This window comes from Azospirillum brasilense, assembly GCF_007827815.1.
GTDB classification, from domain to species: domain Bacteria; phylum Pseudomonadota; class Alphaproteobacteria; order Azospirillales; family Azospirillaceae; genus Azospirillum; species Azospirillum brasilense_C.
Map to the genome: position 1 here is coordinate 38,768 of NZ_VITH01000009.1, position 17,482 is coordinate 56,249.

The 17,482-nt window shown below is 70.7% G+C and carries 20 protein-coding genes; 10 read left to right on the forward strand and 10 right to left on the reverse strand.

Translation table 11 applies throughout. The annotated features are described in order from the left end of the window. Positions 1 to 254: 254 nt before the first annotated feature. Positions 255 to 647 carry a ribbon-helix-helix domain-containing protein gene (locus FBZ83_RS19265; RefSeq protein ID WP_145687080.1) on the forward strand — a complete coding sequence of 131 codons (393 nt, stop codon included), beginning with the start codon at positions 255 to 257 and terminating at the stop codon, positions 645 to 647. Positions 648 to 730: 83 nt separating this feature from the next. Here FBZ83_RS19265 and FBZ83_RS19270 read toward each other — a convergent pair whose 3' ends face one another. From FBZ83_RS19270 to FBZ83_RS19280, 3 genes are read right to left on the reverse strand one after another with little or no spacing between them, the layout of a single operon-like run. Then, positions 731 to 2,302: a GMC family oxidoreductase gene (locus tag FBZ83_RS19270; RefSeq protein WP_145687082.1), complete on the reverse strand. Its 1,572-nt coding sequence runs from the start codon at positions 2,300 to 2,302 to the stop codon at positions 731 to 733. A gap of 28 nt (positions 2,303 to 2,330) precedes the next feature. Beyond that, positions 2,331 to 2,897 (reverse strand): Twin-arginine translocation pathway signal, encoded by a 567-nt coding sequence (locus tag FBZ83_RS19275; RefSeq protein ID WP_247887884.1) that lies wholly within the window; start codon positions 2,895 to 2,897, stop codon positions 2,331 to 2,333. Between the two features lie 53 nt (positions 2,898 to 2,950). After that, positions 2,951 to 3,346 (reverse strand): VOC family protein, encoded by a 396-nt coding sequence (locus tag FBZ83_RS19280; RefSeq protein WP_145687084.1) that lies wholly within the window; start codon positions 3,344 to 3,346, stop codon positions 2,951 to 2,953. 191 nt (positions 3,347 to 3,537) lie between these two features. Here FBZ83_RS19280 and FBZ83_RS19285 point away from each other — a divergent pair, with 191 nt between their 5' ends. Together FBZ83_RS19285 and FBZ83_RS19290 are read left to right on the forward strand one after the other, a co-directional pair. Then, a complete protein-coding gene (locus tag FBZ83_RS19285) occupies positions 3,538 to 3,933 on the forward strand; it encodes a hypothetical protein (protein WP_145687086.1) in 396 nt (131 codons plus the stop codon). Between the two features lie 102 nt (positions 3,934 to 4,035). Further along, a complete protein-coding gene (locus FBZ83_RS19290; RefSeq protein ID WP_145687088.1) occupies positions 4,036 to 4,965 on the forward strand; it encodes an MBL fold metallo-hydrolase in 930 nt (309 codons plus the stop codon). A 13-nt stretch (positions 4,966 to 4,978) separates the two neighbouring features. Here the strand turns inward: FBZ83_RS19290 and FBZ83_RS19295 are convergent, their stop codons facing one another. Further along, positions 4,979 to 5,191, reverse strand: a complete 213-nt coding sequence (locus FBZ83_RS19295) for a DUF1127 domain-containing protein (protein ID WP_145687090.1) — start codon at positions 5,189 to 5,191, stop codon at positions 4,979 to 4,981. Between the two features lie 105 nt (positions 5,192 to 5,296). Here FBZ83_RS19295 and gcvA point away from each other — a divergent pair, with 105 nt between their 5' ends. Beyond that, on the forward strand, positions 5,297 to 6,229 hold the full coding sequence (gene gcvA / locus FBZ83_RS19300; protein WP_247888376.1) for a transcriptional regulator GcvA: 933 nt from the start codon (positions 5,297 to 5,299) through the stop codon (positions 6,227 to 6,229). Positions 6,230 to 6,258: 29 nt separating this feature from the next. Then, on the forward strand, positions 6,259 to 6,789 hold the full coding sequence (locus FBZ83_RS19305) for an ankyrin repeat domain-containing protein (protein WP_145687095.1): 531 nt from the start codon (positions 6,259 to 6,261) through the stop codon (positions 6,787 to 6,789). Here FBZ83_RS19305 and FBZ83_RS19310 read toward each other — a convergent pair. Genes FBZ83_RS19310 through FBZ83_RS19320 form a run of 3 tightly spaced genes read right to left on the reverse strand, consistent with a single transcriptional unit; the run spans position 6,786 to position 8,250 of the window. Continuing rightward, the gene (locus tag FBZ83_RS19310) at positions 6,786 to 7,253 is read right to left on the reverse strand and encodes a periplasmic heavy metal sensor (RefSeq protein WP_145687097.1); all 468 of its coding nucleotides are present in this window, start codon (positions 7,251 to 7,253) and stop codon (positions 6,786 to 6,788) included. The two genes, FBZ83_RS19305 and FBZ83_RS19310, sit on opposite strands and share 4 nt — an antisense overlap. Continuing rightward, the gene (locus FBZ83_RS19315) at positions 7,250 to 7,681 is read right to left on the reverse strand and encodes a hypothetical protein (RefSeq protein ID WP_145687098.1); all 432 of its coding nucleotides are present in this window, start codon (positions 7,679 to 7,681) and stop codon (positions 7,250 to 7,252) included. Before FBZ83_RS19315 ends, FBZ83_RS19310 begins: the two co-directional genes overlap by 4 nt. Then, positions 7,678 to 8,250: an RNA polymerase sigma factor gene (locus FBZ83_RS19320; RefSeq protein WP_247888377.1), complete on the reverse strand. Its 573-nt coding sequence runs from the start codon at positions 8,248 to 8,250 to the stop codon at positions 7,678 to 7,680. Before FBZ83_RS19320 ends, FBZ83_RS19315 begins: the two co-directional genes overlap by 4 nt. A gap of 248 nt (positions 8,251 to 8,498) precedes the next feature. Between FBZ83_RS19320 and FBZ83_RS19325 the strand changes: the two genes are divergently transcribed. From FBZ83_RS19325 to FBZ83_RS19335, 4 genes are all read left to right on the forward strand, one after another. Then, complete coding sequence (locus FBZ83_RS19325) at positions 8,499 to 11,138, forward strand: tetratricopeptide repeat protein (protein ID WP_145687100.1); 2,640 nt, start codon at positions 8,499 to 8,501, stop codon at positions 11,136 to 11,138. After that, positions 11,135 to 12,265: a glycosyltransferase family 9 protein gene (locus tag FBZ83_RS19330; protein WP_145687102.1), complete on the forward strand. Its 1,131-nt coding sequence runs from the start codon at positions 11,135 to 11,137 to the stop codon at positions 12,263 to 12,265. Before FBZ83_RS19325 ends, FBZ83_RS19330 begins: the two co-directional genes overlap by 4 nt. Positions 12,266 to 12,472: 207 nt before the next feature. After that, positions 12,473 to 12,598 carry a hypothetical protein gene (locus FBZ83_RS32370; RefSeq protein WP_257722163.1) on the forward strand — a complete coding sequence of 42 codons (126 nt, stop codon included), beginning with the start codon at positions 12,473 to 12,475 and terminating at the stop codon, positions 12,596 to 12,598. A gap of 140 nt (positions 12,599 to 12,738) precedes the next feature. Further along, the gene (locus tag FBZ83_RS19335) at positions 12,739 to 13,440 is read left to right on the forward strand and encodes an SDR family oxidoreductase (protein ID WP_211101678.1); all 702 of its coding nucleotides are present in this window, start codon (positions 12,739 to 12,741) and stop codon (positions 13,438 to 13,440) included. Positions 13,441 to 13,519: 79 nt separating this feature from the next. Here FBZ83_RS19335 and dctP read toward each other — a convergent pair whose 3' ends face one another. The 3 genes from dctP to FBZ83_RS19350 form a co-directional block, all read right to left on the reverse strand. Beyond that, positions 13,520 to 14,551: a TRAP transporter substrate-binding protein DctP gene (gene dctP, locus FBZ83_RS19340; protein WP_145677815.1), complete on the reverse strand. Its 1,032-nt coding sequence runs from the start codon at positions 14,549 to 14,551 to the stop codon at positions 13,520 to 13,522. Between the two features lie 131 nt (positions 14,552 to 14,682). Then, positions 14,683 to 15,885, reverse strand: coding sequence for an MFS transporter (locus tag FBZ83_RS19345; RefSeq protein ID WP_186466135.1), 1,203 nt, complete (start codon positions 15,883 to 15,885; stop codon positions 14,683 to 14,685). Between the two features lie 53 nt (positions 15,886 to 15,938). After that, positions 15,939 to 16,835, reverse strand: a complete 897-nt coding sequence (locus FBZ83_RS19350; protein WP_145687108.1) for an HpcH/HpaI aldolase/citrate lyase family protein — start codon at positions 16,833 to 16,835, stop codon at positions 15,939 to 15,941. 135 nt (positions 16,836 to 16,970) lie between these two features. Here FBZ83_RS19350 and FBZ83_RS19355 point away from each other — a divergent pair, with 135 nt between their 5' ends. Further along, positions 16,971 to 17,468, forward strand: a complete 498-nt coding sequence (locus tag FBZ83_RS19355) for a MaoC family dehydratase (protein ID WP_094306085.1) — start codon at positions 16,971 to 16,973, stop codon at positions 17,466 to 17,468. The last annotated feature ends 14 nt before the right edge of the window (positions 17,469 to 17,482 follow it).

The following is a 17,482-nucleotide window of genomic DNA, read 5'->3' on the forward strand; positions in this document are numbered from 1 at the left end:
AACGGTTCCCCGAATTCTCACCGCTCGTTCTTTTGCGCCGGGTTGGCTGGGGTAAGCGCATATTTCAGCGGGCGGGGGCGATGGTTGGGGAGGACTGTGCGTCTCCGCTGTCTTTCGACGCACGCGGAAACGGTGACGTTTCTTTCCCTTCACTACACCTGAGCGGGTGCCAACTTTCGGAAATTAATGCGCATGACGGATTTTCCGTTCATAGTGCATTCAAGGAGTCGGGGAAGTTTGGAAGGAGACGAGGGATGTGCCGAATTTTTGCCGGTCAGGACCCGGAGCGCTTCCGCATGGTAACCCGGCGGGTCCGCCTCAGCGGTCACTCGACGAGCGTCTGTCTGGAGGCGGCCTTCTGGGACGCGCTGGAGGAAATCGCGGCGATGCAGGGCGTCTCGCTGGGCCGCTTCTTGTCAAAGTTGCACGACGAAGTCTTGGCCCGCGGGGTGGAGCGGCGCAACTTCGCCGGCCTGCTGCGCTGCGCCTGCCTGACCTACGCCCAGGAGGTGAAGGGCCACCGCCCCTGCGTGGAGGAGCTGGAGCGGGAGGCGCGCACCGATTTCGCCGCGGTGGCCGCCGCCGGTCTTCCGGCGCGGATTCCGGCCGCCGTCACCGCCCCGGAAAAAGAACGCGAGACGGCCTGAGCGCAAAAGAGTGCCCCCCTCCTCCGTCCGGAAGAGAGGGGCTGTAATCCGCGCGGCGTCCCGAATAATGGGACAGTACAGGGTCAGATCGCGTTCTTGGCCATTTGGCCGGCGATGTAGTCGGCTTGCCGCAACGCCAGAGCGACAATGGTCAGGGTGGGGTTTTCGGCGCCGCCGGTGGTGAACTGCGAGCCGTCGGAGACGAACAGGTTCGCCACGTCGTGGGTCTGGCCCCACTTGTTCACCACGCCGTCGCGCGCCTTCTCGCTCATCCGGTTGGTGCCCAGATTGTGGGTGGACGGGTAGGGCGGCGTCGGGAAGCTGCGGGTCGCCCCCACCGACTCATACAGCGCCATTCCCTGGCGGTAGGCGTGCTGGCGCATGGCGACGTCGTTGGGGTGGTCGTCGAAATGGACGTTGGGAACGGGCATCCCGTGCTTGTCCTTTTTGTCGGCGTGCAGGGTGATGCGGTTGCTCTCCTGCGGCATGTCTTCGCCGACCAGCCACATGCCGGCCATATGGTCGTAGCCGTCGAGCGCCGAGGTGAATTCCCGCCCCCAGGCGCCGGGGTCGAGGAAAGCGGCCATGAAGGGCAGGCCGAGCGACAGGGTCTCCATCTCGTACCCGCCGACGAAGCCGCGGTCGGGCTTGTTCTTCGCCTCGTCGCGGATGATGCCGGCCATGGTGGTGCCGCGGTACATGCGCACCGGCTTCTCGAATACGCCGTACACCGAGCCGGTCATGTGCCGCATGTAGTTCCGCCCCACTTGGCCGGAGGAGTTGGCGAGACCGTCCGGGAACAGCGAGGAGGCGGAGTTCAGCAACAGCCGGGGGCTTTCGATGGAGTTGCCGGCCACCGCGACGATGCGGGCCTTCTGGCGCTGGATCGCCCCGTCCTTGTCGGCGTAGACGACGCCGGTCACCTTGCCTTTGGCGTCATGCTCGATCTTCAGCACCTGGGCGTTGGCGCGGACCTCCAGCTTGCCGGTCTCCTCGCCCTTGGGGATCTCGGCGATCAGGGTCGACCATTTCGCCCCGGATTTGCAGCCCTGGAAACAGAAGCCGATCTGCTGGCAACTCCCGCGCCCGTCGCGGGGCTCCGAGTTGATGGCCATGTTGCCGGTGTGGCACTCCTTGTAGCCCATCTTGTCGGCGCCGGCCTTCAGGACCTTGAAGTTGTTGTTGCCGGGCAGGCCGGGGATGCCGTTGGTGCGGGTGACGCCCATGCGGTCCTCCGCCTTGGCGTACCAGGGCTCCAGCTCCTCCAGCGTGATCGGCCAGTCCAGCAGGTTGGCTCCGGCGACCTCGCCGTAGGCGGTGCGCGTCTTGAACTCGTGCGGCTGGAAGCGCAGCGCCGCACCCGCCCAGTGCACGGTGGAGCCGCCGACCGCCTTGACGATCCAGGCCGGCAGGCCGGGAAAGTCGCGCGACACCCGCCAGCTTCCCGAGGTGGTGCGCGGGTCGAGCCAGGAGATCTGGGCGAAGCTGGCCCATTCGTCGTTCTGGAAATCCTCCATGTTGTGGCGGCCGCCGGCTTCCAGGATCACCGTCTTGATGCCCTTCAGCGCCAGTTGGGTGCCCAGCGTGCCGCCGCCGGCCCCGGAGCCCACGATCACCACGACGCTGTCGTCGTTCAGGTCGAATTTCGCTGCCATGGCTGAAACATCCTTCCTGGGACGGTGGTCAGAGCCACTCGATGTCGTTGAATCCGCGGTCGATGTAGCCGCCCTTGGCCGCGCTCTCGCCCTCGTAGCCGAAGAGCGGCCAGACCTCCTGGTTGTTGTAGATCCCGGTGACCAGCCCGCCGCGCACCGTCTGGAAGAAGGGATCGGCCTCGATCTCATGCAGCAGCCGGACCCGGTCGGCCTCCCAGCCGACCTCCGCGTAGGGCGCGTCGTGCTTGGCCTTGGCCAGCCGGTCGAGCTTCGCCATGCCGGATTCGTACAGCTCCTTGAGCGCGGCGTCGGCGGCCGCCTTCTCGTCCTGGGCCTTCATGGCGACGGCGTAGAAGCGGTCGGCCAGCCGGTCGTGCGGGTAGATGTCCCGCGACACCCGGATCAGCGAGCGCATGGTGTCGGGCGCCAGCGCTTTGGTCTCATACCCCCAGGCCTCGCGCGGGCAGAGGATCGCCCCGCCCGACACCAGGATGGCCGTCGCCGCGGCGGCGGTGGCCGAGGCCGCCAGGAAGGCGCGCCGGTGCATGGTGTGATTGGAGGTGGGTTTTGCTGTTGTGCTCGTCGGAGAACGCATGGCTTCCTCCCAAGACCGATTATGATTTTTGCTTCGAAGGGGCCGCGCCCGTGTCAGCGGTAGCGGCCGTGGCGCTGGAGGACCTCGATCTTGTAGCCGTCGGGGTCCTGGACGAAAAAGAAGCGGGCCATCAGCGCGCCGTCCCGCGCGAACTCCTTGATCGGGTTGGGGCCGTAGCCGAGCGCGGTGAAACGCCGGTGTTCCCCGTCCAGATCGTCGACGCAGACGGCCAGATGGCCGTAGCCGTCGCCGTGGGCGTAGGGCTCGCTGCGGCCGTGGTTGATGGTCAGCTCGATCTCGAAGTCGTTTTCGGCGTTGCGCAGATAGACCAGGGTGAAGCCGTCGAAGGCGTAGCGGTCGGCGCATTCCAGGCCGAACGCGCGCGCGTAGAAGTCCCGCGACCGCTCCTCGTCGAGGACCCGGATCATCATGTGGATGGCCTTGGCCATGGGGGCTGGCTCCGTTCCGGTTGGTGGCTCCAGTGTGAATGTTAGTGATGCGGATTGTCCGTGTGGCAGTAAGTATCTACTACAGGCCGGACGCGAAGGGGGTAGCCCGGACGGCGTCCGCTCATCCCTGCTTTCGGGACGGCGTTCCAGCCGCGATGGCGTATCCTCACGGCCTGGAAAAGGAGCGTCCCATGCGACACAGGACGGGCCGAACCCTCGCTGCGGCGGGCCTCGCCTCGCTGCTGGTCATGGCCGCGCCGGCGGCCAATGCCGCGTCGCCCGCATCGGAGGGGCGGGCGGAATGGCGTGGCTGGCTGTCCGACGGCGCGGGCGGGCTGCGCGACGGGGCGGAGCGCGCGATCATCCTCGGGGGTGCCCTGCTGTACCAGAACCGGCATACGGTGGCGGGGCTGACGCTCGGCTGTCTGGCAGGCGGTGCGATGGGGGCGACGGGCGCCGTTGCGGCGGGGGCGGCGACCGGCGGGGCCGCCCTGCCGGCGACCGGCCCGGCCGCGGCGCTGTGCTGCGCCCTAGGCGCTGCGGCGGGCGGCGCGATGGGCCGCCCGCTCGACCAGCCGATGGAGTAGCCGCCGCCACCCTGCGTTGGGGAACCATCGTCGGCACCTTCAGTTTGCCTACGAATGGTGAGCGGTGCCGACCCTCACCCATCGCAGCACGGAGGACGGCGCATGGCGCGGCAGATCCCTCTCGATTCCGCGGGGCGGGCCGACGATCCGGAGCGGGACCGGGCGCGCGACGACGGCACGCACGAGATCGCCCCCGATCTGGCCTACCGGCGGCTCGCCATCGTCAACGTGGTCTTCGTCGGTGCGCCGGGGTCCGGCGACCGGCCCAACAGCGACCGACCCGGCAATGACCGTCAATGGGTGCTGATCGACGCCGGCGTGATGGGCACGGCGGGTCTCATCGCCAAGGCGGCGGCGGAGCGGTTCGGGCCGGACTCGCGGCCCGCGGCCATCGTGATGACCCACGGGCATTTCGACCATGTCGGCGCCCTTGAGGAACTGGCCGAGCGCTGGGACGCGCCGGTCTACGCCCATGGGCTGGAGCACCCCTATCTCGACGGCAGCGCGTCCTACCCACCGCCCGATCCGTCGGTCGGCGGCGGCCTGATGTCCCTGATGGCGCCGCTCTACCCCCGCGGACCGGTGAATGTGGGCGGCCGGTTGCGCCGCCTTCCGGAGGACGGCAGCGTGCCGGGCATGCCGGGATGGCGCTGGCTCGCGACGCCGGGGCACAGCCCCGGACACGTCTCCTTCTGGCGTGCGGCGGACCGCAGCCTCATCGCGGGCGACGCCTTCATCACGACACGCCAGGAATCCGCCTACGCCGTGGCCATGCAGGACCCGGAGATGCACGGCCCGCCCATGTACTACACGACGGATTGGCAGAAGGCGGGGGACTCTGTGGTTGTGTTGGCTGGGTTGGAGCCCGACCGTGTGGTCACCGGCCACGGTCCCGCCATGCGGGGCGGCGGCATGCGGGCGGCGCTCCATGAGCTTGCCCGCGATTTCGACCGGATCGCCGTACCGGACCACGGGACCTACGTCGACGCCCCCGCTCGCGCCGAGGACGGCAGCGCCTACCGGCCGCCCTGATCCGTCGGTCCGCTCATCCTTTCCAGAAGGGCTTGTCCATCTCCTCGCGCGCCGCCGCCTCGTCGAAGCCGAGGTCGGCCCAGAGATGCGCGTCCATGCGGGCCAAGGCACGGCGCAGCGCCCGCCGCTCCCGCCAGCCGGTCAGGCGGGCGAGCCAGGAGCCGGCGGTGGGGTCGGCGGTCGCTCCGCTGCGCCGCTTGTCGTGCGTTCCGCTCATGCTCGTCATGCGGCCCTCCCGCCGGTCGGTCATTCCTCGAAGCCGGAAAATCGCGCGTCGGTGCGTGGACGACAAACCATGCTTTCTCATAAGATGGATGAGCGAAAGTCATCCATGGAGCATCCGATGCGGCGCGCCCTGCCGCCCCTTCACGCCCTGCGCGCCTTCGAGGCGGCGGCCCGCCACGAGAGTTTCTCCAAGGCGGCGGACGAGCTGTGCGTGACGCAGGGCGCGGTCAGCCGGCAGATCATGGGGCTGGAGGAGTGGTTGGGCGTGCCGCTGTTCCGGCGGCTGACCCGCCGGGTCGAGCTGACCGACGACGGGCGCGCCCTGCTGCCGGTGCTGTCGGAGTCCTTCGACCGGATCGCCGGCACGGCGGCGCGGCTGGCGGCGCGGGGGCGGGACCTGCGGATCAGGGTGGCCTTCTCCTTCGGCATCCGCTGGCTGATGCCGCGGCTGGTCCGCTTCCAGGCGCGCCACCCCGACGTGCAGGTGCGGGTGACCGTCGCCTGGACCAGCGGGCTTGAGTTCGACCCGCAGGAGTTCGACGCCGCCATCCCCTATTGCCGGGAGGTGCCGCCCGGCGTCTCCGCCGTGGAGGTGCTGCCGGAACGCCTGACGGTGGTCTGCCCGCCGGCTCTGGCGGAGCGGCTGCGGGTGCCGATGGACCTCGGCGCCATCCCGCTGCTGCACGGCTGTTCGGAGGGGCAGGACTGGCGGGCCTGGCTGGCCGCGGCGGGGCTGCCCTTCTTCGAGGCGCTGCGCCAGGGCGCGGTGTTCGACGCCATGGACCCGGCGATGCAGGCCGCCGCCGCCGGCATGGGCGCCACCGTCGCCGACCGCATGCTGTGCGCCGAGGATGTGGCGGCCGGGCGGCTCGTCCTGCCCTTCCCGGAGATCGAGGCGTCGTCCGGCAGCTATTGGTTCGTCTGCCCGGAGGGGATGCAGGATCGTCCGGCCGTCGCCGCCTTCCGCGGCTGGCTGTTGGAGGAGGCGCGCGATGGGACAATGCAACAAAGCGCTGCGGCGGCTGTTTCCCCGGTTTGAGCCGAAACCTTGACCGGGGGAGCGCCGCCATGGGAGCGCAGGGAGAGCCGCGCCGGGAACTCGACGAGGACACCATCGCCTTCGCCGGCAAGCTGTTCCACTGGGCGCGCTCCGGCGGCACCGCAGAGCTGACGGAACTGCTGGAGATGGGCCTGCCGGCCAACCTGCGCAACGACAAGGGCGACAGCCTGCTGATGCTGGCCAGCTACCACGGCCACGCCGAGCTGGCCCGCAACCTGATGCGCCACGGCGCCGATCCGGAGCTGGCGAACGACCGCGGGCAGACCCCGCTGGCCGCCGCCGCCTTCAAGGGGGATGAGGCGGTGCTGCGGGTTCTGCTGGAGGAAGGCGCCGCCGTGGACGGCTGCGGGCCGGACGGGCGGACGGCGCTGATGACCGCCGCCATGTTCGACCGTGTCGCGATGGTGGAGTTCCTGCTGGCCCGCGGCGCCGATCCCGACGCACGGGACGCCCGCGGCCTGACCGCCCGTGAGGCGGCGCTCGCCATGGGCGCCGCCAACGCCGCCGCCCGTCTGACGCTTGGCGGACAGCCCGTTTAGCGGGGCGGCCCCATGTCCATCAGCTTGCGGCGCCCCTCGGGCGACAGTTGGCCGAGCACCTCGATCACGCGGCTGTCCATCCGGCCGCGCAATTCGGCCTCCGTCGCGTGGGCCTGTTCGAGCGAAAGGCGCAGGCCGTCCGGGTCAAAGATTGGGGCTTTTATGCTCTCGCGAATCTGGTGGCGCATCGCCTCCATGTTCTGATGCATGCGCTCGATCGACGTGCGCTCCGCCTCGTAGCCGCGCCGCAGGATCGCCGCGTCGGCAGGCGACAGCGCGCGCTCCGCCCGTTCGACGAAGCGTGCGATTCCCTGGCCGGGATCGGGCGGCGGCGGTGGGGGCATGAGGTGCAGCGCCTGCGCGGCCAGGATGCCGCCCAACAGCATGTTCATGCCGAGCGAGCCGACCAGCAGGTACCAGGGCCAGCGGCGCGGGGCGGCTGGACCGGCGATGGGACGGCTCATCGGATCGCCCCCAGATAGCTGCTGTTCACCACCACCTCCGCGTAACCGTTCGCCTGGGCGCTCTGCACCGGCAGGACTCCCTGGGCGGCGGCAAGGAATCCCGTCATCCCCATGACCGCGAGGAATCCCGCGGCCGGCCAGAAGCGGATGGGCGGTGCCGACAGGGTCCAGGGAGCGGGGGCACGCTCCACCGGCGGCGCGTCAAGCCGCGCGGCGATGCCGTCCATCACCCGCCGCACGCTGTCCTCGTCCACCGCCGGAGCGGCGCGGTCGAGCAGGGCGTCCAGCACCGCGGCGTCGGCCAGGATGGCCCGTGCCTCGGCGGAGTCTTCAAGAAGGGTCAGGGCATCGACGCCGTCCGTCGCAGGCCAGCGGTCGATGTCGCCGCCGTAGAGGTCGGCGAAGCGCTTAAACTCTTTGAGTGTCATTTCTCGTCGCCGTCCTTCTGACGGATCAGGGAGTTGAGACGGGTGCGGACCATACGCCGCGCCCGGACCAGCAGGCTTTCCATGGCCGAAACCGAGACCTTCAGAACCTCCGATGCTTCCGCGCAGCTCATCTCCTGGTAGTAGCACAGGCTGAGCGCCGCCCGCTGCCGATCCGGCAAGGCGGCGATCGCCGCGTCGACCGCCGCACCGAGCTGGCGCTCCGCCAGCAGCCCGTCGGCGCCGATGGCCGGGTCGGCCACCTCCACCGCGTCGTCCAAGGGCTGGAAGCTCCTGCGTCGGCGGTAGTCGATCGAGCGGTTGACGACGATCCGGTAAAGCCACGTGGAGAAGCGGGTGCCGTCGCCGCGCCAGCGGTCGGCGTGCGTCCAGATCTGCAGGAAGGCGTCCTGCACGACCTCCTCCGCGTCGCTCGCGTTGCCGACCACCCGGTGGGCGAGCGCGAGGCTCCGGCGCAGGTGACGGCGGGTCAGCCGGTCGAAGGCCGCCCGGTTCCCCGCGGCCGTTTCGGCCATCAGCGATTCGTCGTCATCCTCGTCGATCACCGCCACGCGGCCATCCTCTGCTCCTTCCCGGGCCCTGGCCTGAATCCGGGGCCGTCCGGCCGGCTCCAGGAACCCTGCTGGTGGTGATACGCGGGCGCTTGGGACCTCCTGCGCGGTCCGGAGCGAAAATTTGCGGCCGGTCGATCCCGGCGACGCCAAGGCATTCGTACCCGCGGCCGCGTGGGCGCGCTACACTGCGCGTCCCGAAACACCGTCCCCCCAATCCCGTCAGCGGGCCAGACACACGGACCGTCATGAGCGCCAGCCGCGATTCTTCCCCCGCCACGCTCCAGAAGACGCTGACGCAGGCCGTCGCCCACCACCAGAACGGACGGCTGGTAGAGGCGCGGCCCCTCTACGAGCGGGTGCTGCGCCAGATGCCGGAGCAGAGCGACGCGCTGCATCTGCTGGGCCTGCTGACGGCGCAGACCGGCGATCCGGAATCCGGGATCGCGCTGATCCGCAAGGCGGTGGCGCAGGACGGCGCCCAGCCGGTCTTCCGCCTCAACCTGGGCCGGGTGCTGGAGGCTGTCGGGCGCTGGGCGGATGCCGCGGATGCCTACGGCCACGCCGCCCGCCTCGCCCCGCTGGTCCCCGACCATCACCGGCTGGAGGCCGCCGCCCAAACCAAGCTGGGCCGTGCGGAGGCCGCAGCACGAGCCTTCCGCCGCCTGCTGGCGCTGGCGCCGGAAGACGGCGAGGCCGTAAACGCGTTGGCCGACGCGCTGTATGATCTGGGGCGGCCCGGCTTGGCGGCGGACTGGTACGGGCGGGCATCGGCGCTTGCCCCCGGCGAGGTGCTGGCGGTCTACAACCAGGGGGCGGCGCTGCGCGATGCCGTGCGTCCGCGCGACGCGCTCGCCGCCTTCCGCCGCGCCGCCGCCCTGGCGCCGCTGCTGGTCCAGGCGCAGGAGCAGGTGACCGGCCTATGCCACGCGCTGGGCGACATGGGCGGCACGGTCGAGGCCGGGCGCCGGCTGATGGCGCTGGAGCCGGGCCATGGCGAAGGCGCGAAGATCCTGGGCGCGGCGCTGGCCGCAGCGGGGCCGTGGCGCGAGGGGGCGGCGTGGCTGGAGCGGGCGGCGGTGCTGGCTCCGGCTCCCGACGCTCTATTGGTGCTCGGCAACCTCTGGCAGGAGCGGGGGCATCCCGCGGCGGCGCCGCGCTGCTACCGGCGCGCCCTGGCGCTCGCCCCGGGCTCCGCGACGGCGCTGACCGGGCTGGGCATGGCGCTGTCGGCCCTGGGTGCGATGGAGGAAGCCATGATCGCTGCCCGCCGCGCCGTCCGCGCCGACCCGGAGGAGGCCGGCCATGCCCTCAACGCCGGGGCCGTCGAGCACCGGGCAAAGCGTCCCGAGGAAGCGCGGGCGTGGTTCCGCCGCGCGCTGGCCCTGCAGCCCGACGGCGCGGCCGGCTGGACCAACCTCGGATCCCACGCCATCGACGCGGGCGCCTTCGACGACGCGCTGACCCTGCTGCGGCGGGCGCTGACCCTGCGCACGGCGGAGCGGGAGGCGCTGGCCAGCTCCAACCTGGGCGTCGCCCTGATGGCGCTGGGCCGCCACGGCGAGGCGGTGGCCGCCCTGCGCGCCGCCCTGGACCGCGCGCCGCAGGACGCGGAGGTGCGTTCCAACCTGCTGTTCTGCCTGTGCTTCGCCGAAGAGGCCGACCTCGGCGCAGTGTTCGACGAGCACCGGCGGTTCGAGCGCGCCGTGATGCCGTTGCCGCCCGCCGTTCCGCGCTTCGACGCGGTGAATCGCAACCCGGAGCGCCGCCTGCGCGTCGGCTACCTGTCGCCGGATTTCCAGCGCTACCCGGGGCCGGGCTATCACTTCCTGCTGCCGCTGATCGAGCGCCACGACCGGTCGGCGGTGGAGGTGACCTGCTATTACGCCGACCTGCCGAAGGACGCGGCGACGGACCGCTTCGCGGCGCTGGCCGACCGCTGGCGCCCCGTCGCGGCCCTGCCGGACGGCGAGTTGGAGCGGCTGATCCGGGCGGACGGCATCGACGTGCTGGTGGACTGCGGCGGGCACATGTCGCGCAACCGCATGCCGCTGTTCATCCGCCGCCCGGCGCCGGTCCAGGTCAGCCTGCCGCTCTACCCGAACACGACGGGGCTGACGGCCATGGACTACCAGTTCTCCGACCACCGCTTCGCCGCGGCGAACGCCGACGCCCTGCACACCGAGACGCTGATCCGCCTGCCGGGAAGCGTGCTGTGCTACCGCCCTGCGGAGTCCGCTGTGACACCGCCGGACCGTCCGCCGGTGGAGATGGCGGGGGTGTTCACCTTCGGCTCCTTCAACAACCTGACCAAGCTGAACGCCTCGACGCTGGCGCTGTGGGGGCGGGTGCTGGCGGCGGTGCCGGAGGCGCGGCTGATGCTGAAATGGCGGGGGCTGTCCGGCGGCGGGGTGGCGCGGCGGGTGCTGGACGCCTTCGCCGCCCATGGGGTTGAGGAGTCGCGGCTGCTGCTGCGCGGCACCGCCCCGGACCCCTACGAGGATTACCGGCTGCTCGATTGCGCGCTGGACCCCGTCTTCGCCAACGGCGGCACGACGACCTGCGACGCGCTGTGGATGGGGGTTCCCGTGCTGTCCATCGCCGGGGAGGCGATGATCTCCCGCTGGGGCGCCACCATGCTCGGCAGCGTCGGGCTGGGCGGGCTGGTGGTGGAGCGCGAGGACGATTACGTGGCGCTCGCCGTCCGGCTGGCCACCGACCGCGCCTTCCTGGCGGCGCAGCGCGCGGGCTTGCGCGAGCGGATGGCGCGCTCCCCCCTGATGGACGAGGCGGGGTACGTCCGGGCGGTCGAAGCCGGCTACCGCTTGGCGTGGCGGCGCTGGTGCGCCGGCCTGCCGCCCGCCCGCATCGACATGAGCCCGGCATGACGGACGCCGTGTTCGACCTTTCGTCCGCCCGGCGCATCCTGGTGGTCAAGCTGGACGAGGCGGGCGACTTCGTGCTCGCCACACCCTTCCTGCGCGGGCTGCGGGCTTCGGCGCCGCAGGCGCGCATCCTGCTCGCGGTGCGCCCCGCCGTCGCCGACCTCGCCGAGACCTGCCCGCACGTCGACGCGGTGGTGGCGCCGCAGCCGAAGCCGGGCGGAGGCATCGACCTGCGCGGCGTCACGCCGGGCGGTGCGGCGGCCTTCGCGGAGGCGTTCCGCGCCGGCTTCGACCTGACTCTGGTCCCCCGCTACGATTTCGACCGCCACGGCGCCACGGCGCTCGCCGCGAACAGCCGCGCCCGCGCCGTTGTTGGATTCTCCGAGACGGTCACGCCCTGGAAGGCGTCGGGCAACGCCGGCTTCGACCGCGCCTACACCCACCGGCTGACGCCCCCGCCGGGACGCCACGAGGTGGAGCAGACCCTCGCCCTGCTGCGCTTCGCCGGCGGTGAACCGGACGGCGACGGGGTGGAACTGCGCCTGACCGCGGAGGACCGGGAGGAGGCGGCCCGTCGGCTGGCTGATGCGGTGGGGGAGCGGATCATCGCCGTGGCGCCGGGGGCCGCCGCTGTCCGCCGCGAATACCCGCCGGAGCGGCTGGCGGCGGTGGTCGCCGTGGTGGCGATCGCGCTCGGCGCGCGGGTGGCGGTTCTCGGCACGGAGCTGGAGCGGGCGGCGGCGGACCGGATCGCCTCGGCCCTGCCGGGGCGGGTGATCGACCTGACCGGGCGGACCGGCCTGCGCTTGGCGGCAGCGGTGATCGAGCGGGCGGCGGGGCTGATCGCCATGGATTCCGCCCCGGCCCATCTCGGGGCCGCCATGGGCGTGCCGGTTGCCGTCTTCTCCTGCCATCCGGAAGGTGGGGACCCCAACCACTTCCACGCGCCGGAGCGCTTCCGCCCCTGGTGCGCGCGGGCGCTGGTGTTGCGGCCCGCGGCGGCGCTTCCGCCTTGTCCACCGGAAAGCTGCACGGCGGCGGAGGCGCATTGCATCGCCTCGATCCCGCCGGAGCAGGCGGCGGCGCGCATTCTCGCCCTGTTCGGCGAGAGCGGCGGGGCGTCGCCGTGATTTGTCCGCCCCTCGGTCCCTGTGGCCGATGGGCAACCTTTGACGGCGCCGGCTCGGCGAAGCCCTTTTGGAGTGCCGCTTTCCGGCCTGTGGCAGGGCTGCATCACCCCCCGATATTTCGCGATACGGAAGCCACGCCCCTGGCACGAACGCCCTCGGAAACCGTATCTTATATGCATTGCAACATCAGCCGGTCCGTGAGGGATCATGAAGTCGTTCTTGTCCTCGCTTCAGCGGGATTGGGCGTCCTGGAGCCCGGTCGAGCGTTTCGTCGCCGTCGGCTTCGTCACGGCGGCTCCGGTCGCGTCTCTGGCTTTCCTGCTCACCCTCTGACCGGCCCTGAATCCGGCGCTGTCCTTGATCGGCGCCCGAAGCCACACGCACGCTTCCCTTGGCCCCGTCCTGCGTCCGGTGCGATACAGAAGGAGAGAAGGAACGGACGAACCGTTCCGGCAGGAGAGGGATGACGAATCATGGGCGATAAGGTTGCCATCATCACCGCGGGCGGCAGCGGCATGGGGGCCGCGGCGGCGCGGCGCCTCGCGGCGGACGGATTCAAGATCGCGGTGCTGTCCTCTTCCGGCAAGGGCGAGGCCCTGGCCGAGGAACTGGGCGGGATCGGCGTGACCGGCTCGAACCAGTCCGCCGAGGATCTGGAGCGTCTGGTGACCCGGACGATGGAGCGCTGGGGCCGCATCGACGCGCTGGTGAACAGCGCCGGCCACGGCCCGCGAAAAGGCCTGCTGGAACTGACCGACGAGGACTGGCACAAGGGGATCGAGGTCTATTTCCTGAATGTCGTCCGGGCGGTGCGGCTGGTGACCCCGGTCATGGTCGGGCAGAAGGGCGGGACGATCATCAACATCTCGACCGCCTGGGCCTTCGAGCCGAGCCCGATGTTCCCGACCTCCGCCGTCGCGCGGGCCGGGCTGGCCTCCTTCACCAAGCTGTTCGCCGACCAGTACGCCGCCGACAATGTGCGGATGAACAACGTGCTGCCCGGCTGGATCGACAGCCTGCCGGCGACCGAGGAGCGGCGCCAGGGCGTGCCGATGGCCCGCTACGGCAAGAGCGAGGAGATCGCGGCGACCGTCGCCTTCCTCGCCTCCGACGGGGCCGGCTACATCACCGGGCAGAACATCCGGGTGGACGGCGGCCTCATGCGGTCGGTCTGAGCACGCATAAAAAAACGGTGCGGATGGCGCTCCTTCCGGAACGCCGCCCGCACCGCGAGGTGAAGCGAGGGGGATCGCCTCAGCTCTTGTTGCCGACGATGGCCTGATACTGCTTCCAGATCTCAGGGTAACGCCGGACGTAGTCCTGGTTGACCTTGTTGGCGATCTCGCGGAACTTCGCCTGCTCGGCCTCGGGGGCCACGGCCAGACGCCCGCCCTGGGCGATCATCTGGTCCATGGTCTTCTTGTCGGCGTCGATGGCGCGCTGCCACTGCTTGGCGATGATCTCGTTGGTGGTCGTCTCCACCACCTGGCGCAGGTCGTCGGGCAGGCCCTTCATCCACTTGTCGTCGACCAGGACCGAGTAGGTGAGCAGGCTCATGCCCGGCACCAGCGAGGCGACCTTGGCGGCGTTGGTGCCGACCATCTCCCAGCCGCCGGCGGAGGTGTAGATGCCGTCGATGGCCCCCTGCATCAGCGCAGCCGCCATTTCGGAGGCGGGCATCGACACCGGGCTGGCCCCGAAGTCGCGCATCAGAAGCTGTAGGACGCGGCCGCCGGTCAGGCGGATCTTGCTGCCCTTCAGGTCGCCGACGGAGTCGACCTCCTTGTCCTTGAAGAGGAAGATCAGGTCGGCGGTGCGCATCAGCCCCATGACGCGGATGCCCTTGTCGGACACCAGCCCGGACAGCAGCTTGGAGACCTCCTGCGCGGTTTCCGGCTTGGACATCGCGGCGTCGGTGACGGCGAAGGGCAGGTTCACCACGCCGTACTGCGGGGCGATGCTCTCAAGCTGCACGCTGACCGGCCAGACCATGTGCACGGCGCCCGACCCGAGGGCGGCGACGGCGTCCTTGTCCTTGTAGAGCGTGCCGGAATGGAAGACCTTCGGCTTGATGCGGCCTTGCGAGCGCTCCTCGATGAGGGCCGCATACTCGTCCATCATCTTGGCGGTCCAGTGGGACGTCGCGATCTCGTCCGTCATCACCATCTCGACCGGCGCCGCCTGCGCGCGGGCCTGGCCCGGCGTCCCGGCGGCCAGCCCGGCCACGGTCATGCCGACCAGCAGCGTCTTCGCCCAGAACGGCCTGAACAGTGACGGATTGAACATCGGCTTCCCTCCCATGATTGCGTTCGGACGCTTCTGGCCCGCTTGTCCGAACGATCATAGGGGAAAACTGTGCGGTACGCCAACATTATTGTACGGACAACTCGGCGCGATGAGCTGATCCCGCGCCGCCCTTATGTTTTGCGGCGCGACCAGAACAGGACGGCCGCCGCCCCGGCCAGCGGGAAGGCCATCATCAGGGCGAAGGTCTCGCCATAGCTGCCGACGGTGTTGAACAGGGTGGCGAACAGCGCCGGCCCGACGACCACGCCGGAGAAGGTGAACATCAAGGCGCCGCCCGTCGCCGTGCTGGCCGTGCCCTTCGGCGCGACCCGCGCCACCTCCGCCAGGAACACGCCGTTCCAGCCGATGGCGGCGACGCCGAACACCGTCAGTACGCCGATCACCGCGGGCACCGGCCAACTCGGCCCCAGGCCGGCGGTGGCCAGGGCGGAGGCGGCGGACAGCCCGCCGATGCCGCCCAGCACCGCCACGCCGGAGCGCAGCCGGTCGGCCAGCAGCCCCCAGCCGATTCGCGCGGCCGCCCCCGCCGCCTGCATCACCGACACGGCCAGCCCGGCGGACACGATGGACCAGTGCAGATCGTGCACCAGCATGTTCACCGTGAAGGCCATCAGCGACAGCTGGATTGCCGAGAAGAAGAAGCCCATCAGGGCGAAGCCGCGCAGCGCCGGCACCCGCCAGACCAGCCTCGGCCCCTCCATCAGGTTGCCGCGAATCGGCAGGCCGGGGCTGCGGTCGTCGTCCCACACCCGGCGGCCCGGCGCGAAGATGACCAGCAGCAGGGCGAACATGGCGGCCACCGCCAGCGCCGCTCCCCGCCAGCCGGCGATCTCGCCGATCCCCGGCAGGGTGAGCCCGGCCAGCACGCCGGCCAGCGGCACGCCGGTCTGCTTCAGCGAGAAGACCAGATTGCGCCGGGCCGGCGGGGTGAAGCGGTTCAGCAGGTGGGAGGAGGAGGGGTTGACCAGCCCGTAGCCGATGCCGAGCAGCACCGACGCCAGCGCCGCGACCCACAAATAGCCGGTGGCGAGTCCCAGGCAACCGATCAGCCCCAGCGCCAGCGCCAGGACGCCCACCGTCCCGGCGCCCCAGCGGCGGACCACCAGCCCGGCGAAGGCCGACACCAGGGCGGCGGCGCTGTAGATGACGCTGATCTGGTAGCCGACCGCCTCCGACCCCACCCCCAGCGAGGCCGCGGCCAGCGGGGCGACCGTCGCCAGCGTCAGGACCGACAGGGTGGCGACGGTCTGGACGCTGGTCACCTCCGCCAGCAGGAGGGGAAAGGGGGCGGGCGGGGTTTCTTGCGTGGTCATGGGAGTCCGGACAAGTGGCGATGGCGCGGGGCGCATGAACGGGCAATCCCTGGCTACAGCATTCCGGCGCGGCGGGCCAATGCCAGGATTCGATGGGACCCCAGCACCAGGGGCCGCTCGACCAGCTTGCCGTCCAGAACGCAGACCCCGCCGCCCGCGGCCTCGAAGGCGGCCAGGACCCGCCCGGCGCGGAGGACCGCCTCCGGCGACGGGGTGTAGGCGTCGTGAATGGCGGCGATCTGCTTGGGGTGGATGGCCGAGCGCGCGGTGAAGCCGTGCAGGACGCTGCGCGCCAGCTCCTGGCGGTAGCCCTCCTCATCGTCCAGCGCGATCCACGGCATGTCCAGCGCGTCCAGCCCGAAGCGGGCGGCGGCGTGCACGATCCGGGTGCGGGCCTGTACCAGCGGCTCCCAGGACAGCGGCACGCGCAGCTCCGCCGACAGGTCGCCCCCGCCGAACATCAGGAAGGACAGGCGGGGGGAGGCCGCGGCGATCGCCATGACGTTCTCCAGCCCGTCGGCGCTCTCGATCAGCGCGCCGAGCGCGCCGGGCAGGCCGCGCTCGTCGAGAAGCCCGGCGGCCAGCCGGACGTCCTCGGCCCCGTCCACCTTCGGCAGCAGGATTCCCGCCCAGCGCGGCGCCGCGCCGTCCGGCAGATCGGTCAGCGCGAGGATGTCGAGCAGGCCGGTGCGGCTGCGCACCGAATTGGTTCGAACGAAAACCGCCGGGCCGCCCGCGCCGTCATGTTCCCGAAGAAAGGCACCGATGGCGGCGCGGGCGCTGTCCTTGTCGCCGGGGGCCACCGCGTCCTCCAGGTCGATGATGACCGCGTCGGCGCCGGCCCCCAGGGCCTTGGCGAAACGGTCCGGGCGGGCGCCGGGAACGAACAGGTAGGAGCGGCGGACCGGCGATTCCGGCGCCGTTGCTGCGTTCTGCGGATTGTTGGGCATGAAAACGCTTTCCAAGGGTGAGGGGGCGTGTTATTTGTACGTACAACATGCTATCACACGCGCTGAACATGTCACCTTGAAATGATCGGCGCCCCGCAATCATCCCTCCGATCCGCAGACAAGAGACGCCCGCCCATGCCCGATGTTCAGGAACCGCGGACCATCGTCGCCGACCTTGGCCGCTACCTTGAGGATTTCACCGTCGGCGATGTCTATGAGCACCGCCCCGGCCGGACCATCACCGAAGCGGACAACATCCAGTTCAGCCTGCTGACGATGAACCGCCACCCCATGCACTGCGACCACGCCTTCGCCGAGAAGTCGGAGTTCGGCAAGCCGCTGGTCAACAGCGGCCTGACGCTGGCCATGGTGCTGGGCATGACGGTGGACGACGTCTCCTACAAGTCCGTCGCCAACCTCGGCTGGAAGGAGATCAAGCTGGTCGCCCCGGTCTTCCCCGGCGACACGATCTACGCGCGCTCCAAGGTGCTGGACGTCCGCGAATCCAAGAAGCGCCCGACCCAGGGCATCGTGACCACCTACACCGAGGGCTACAAGGCCGACGGCACGGTCTTCGTGACCTTCGAGCGGGCCAGCCTCGTCCCCAAGCGGGGCCACGGCATCGGCGATTGATCCGCACAATCCGG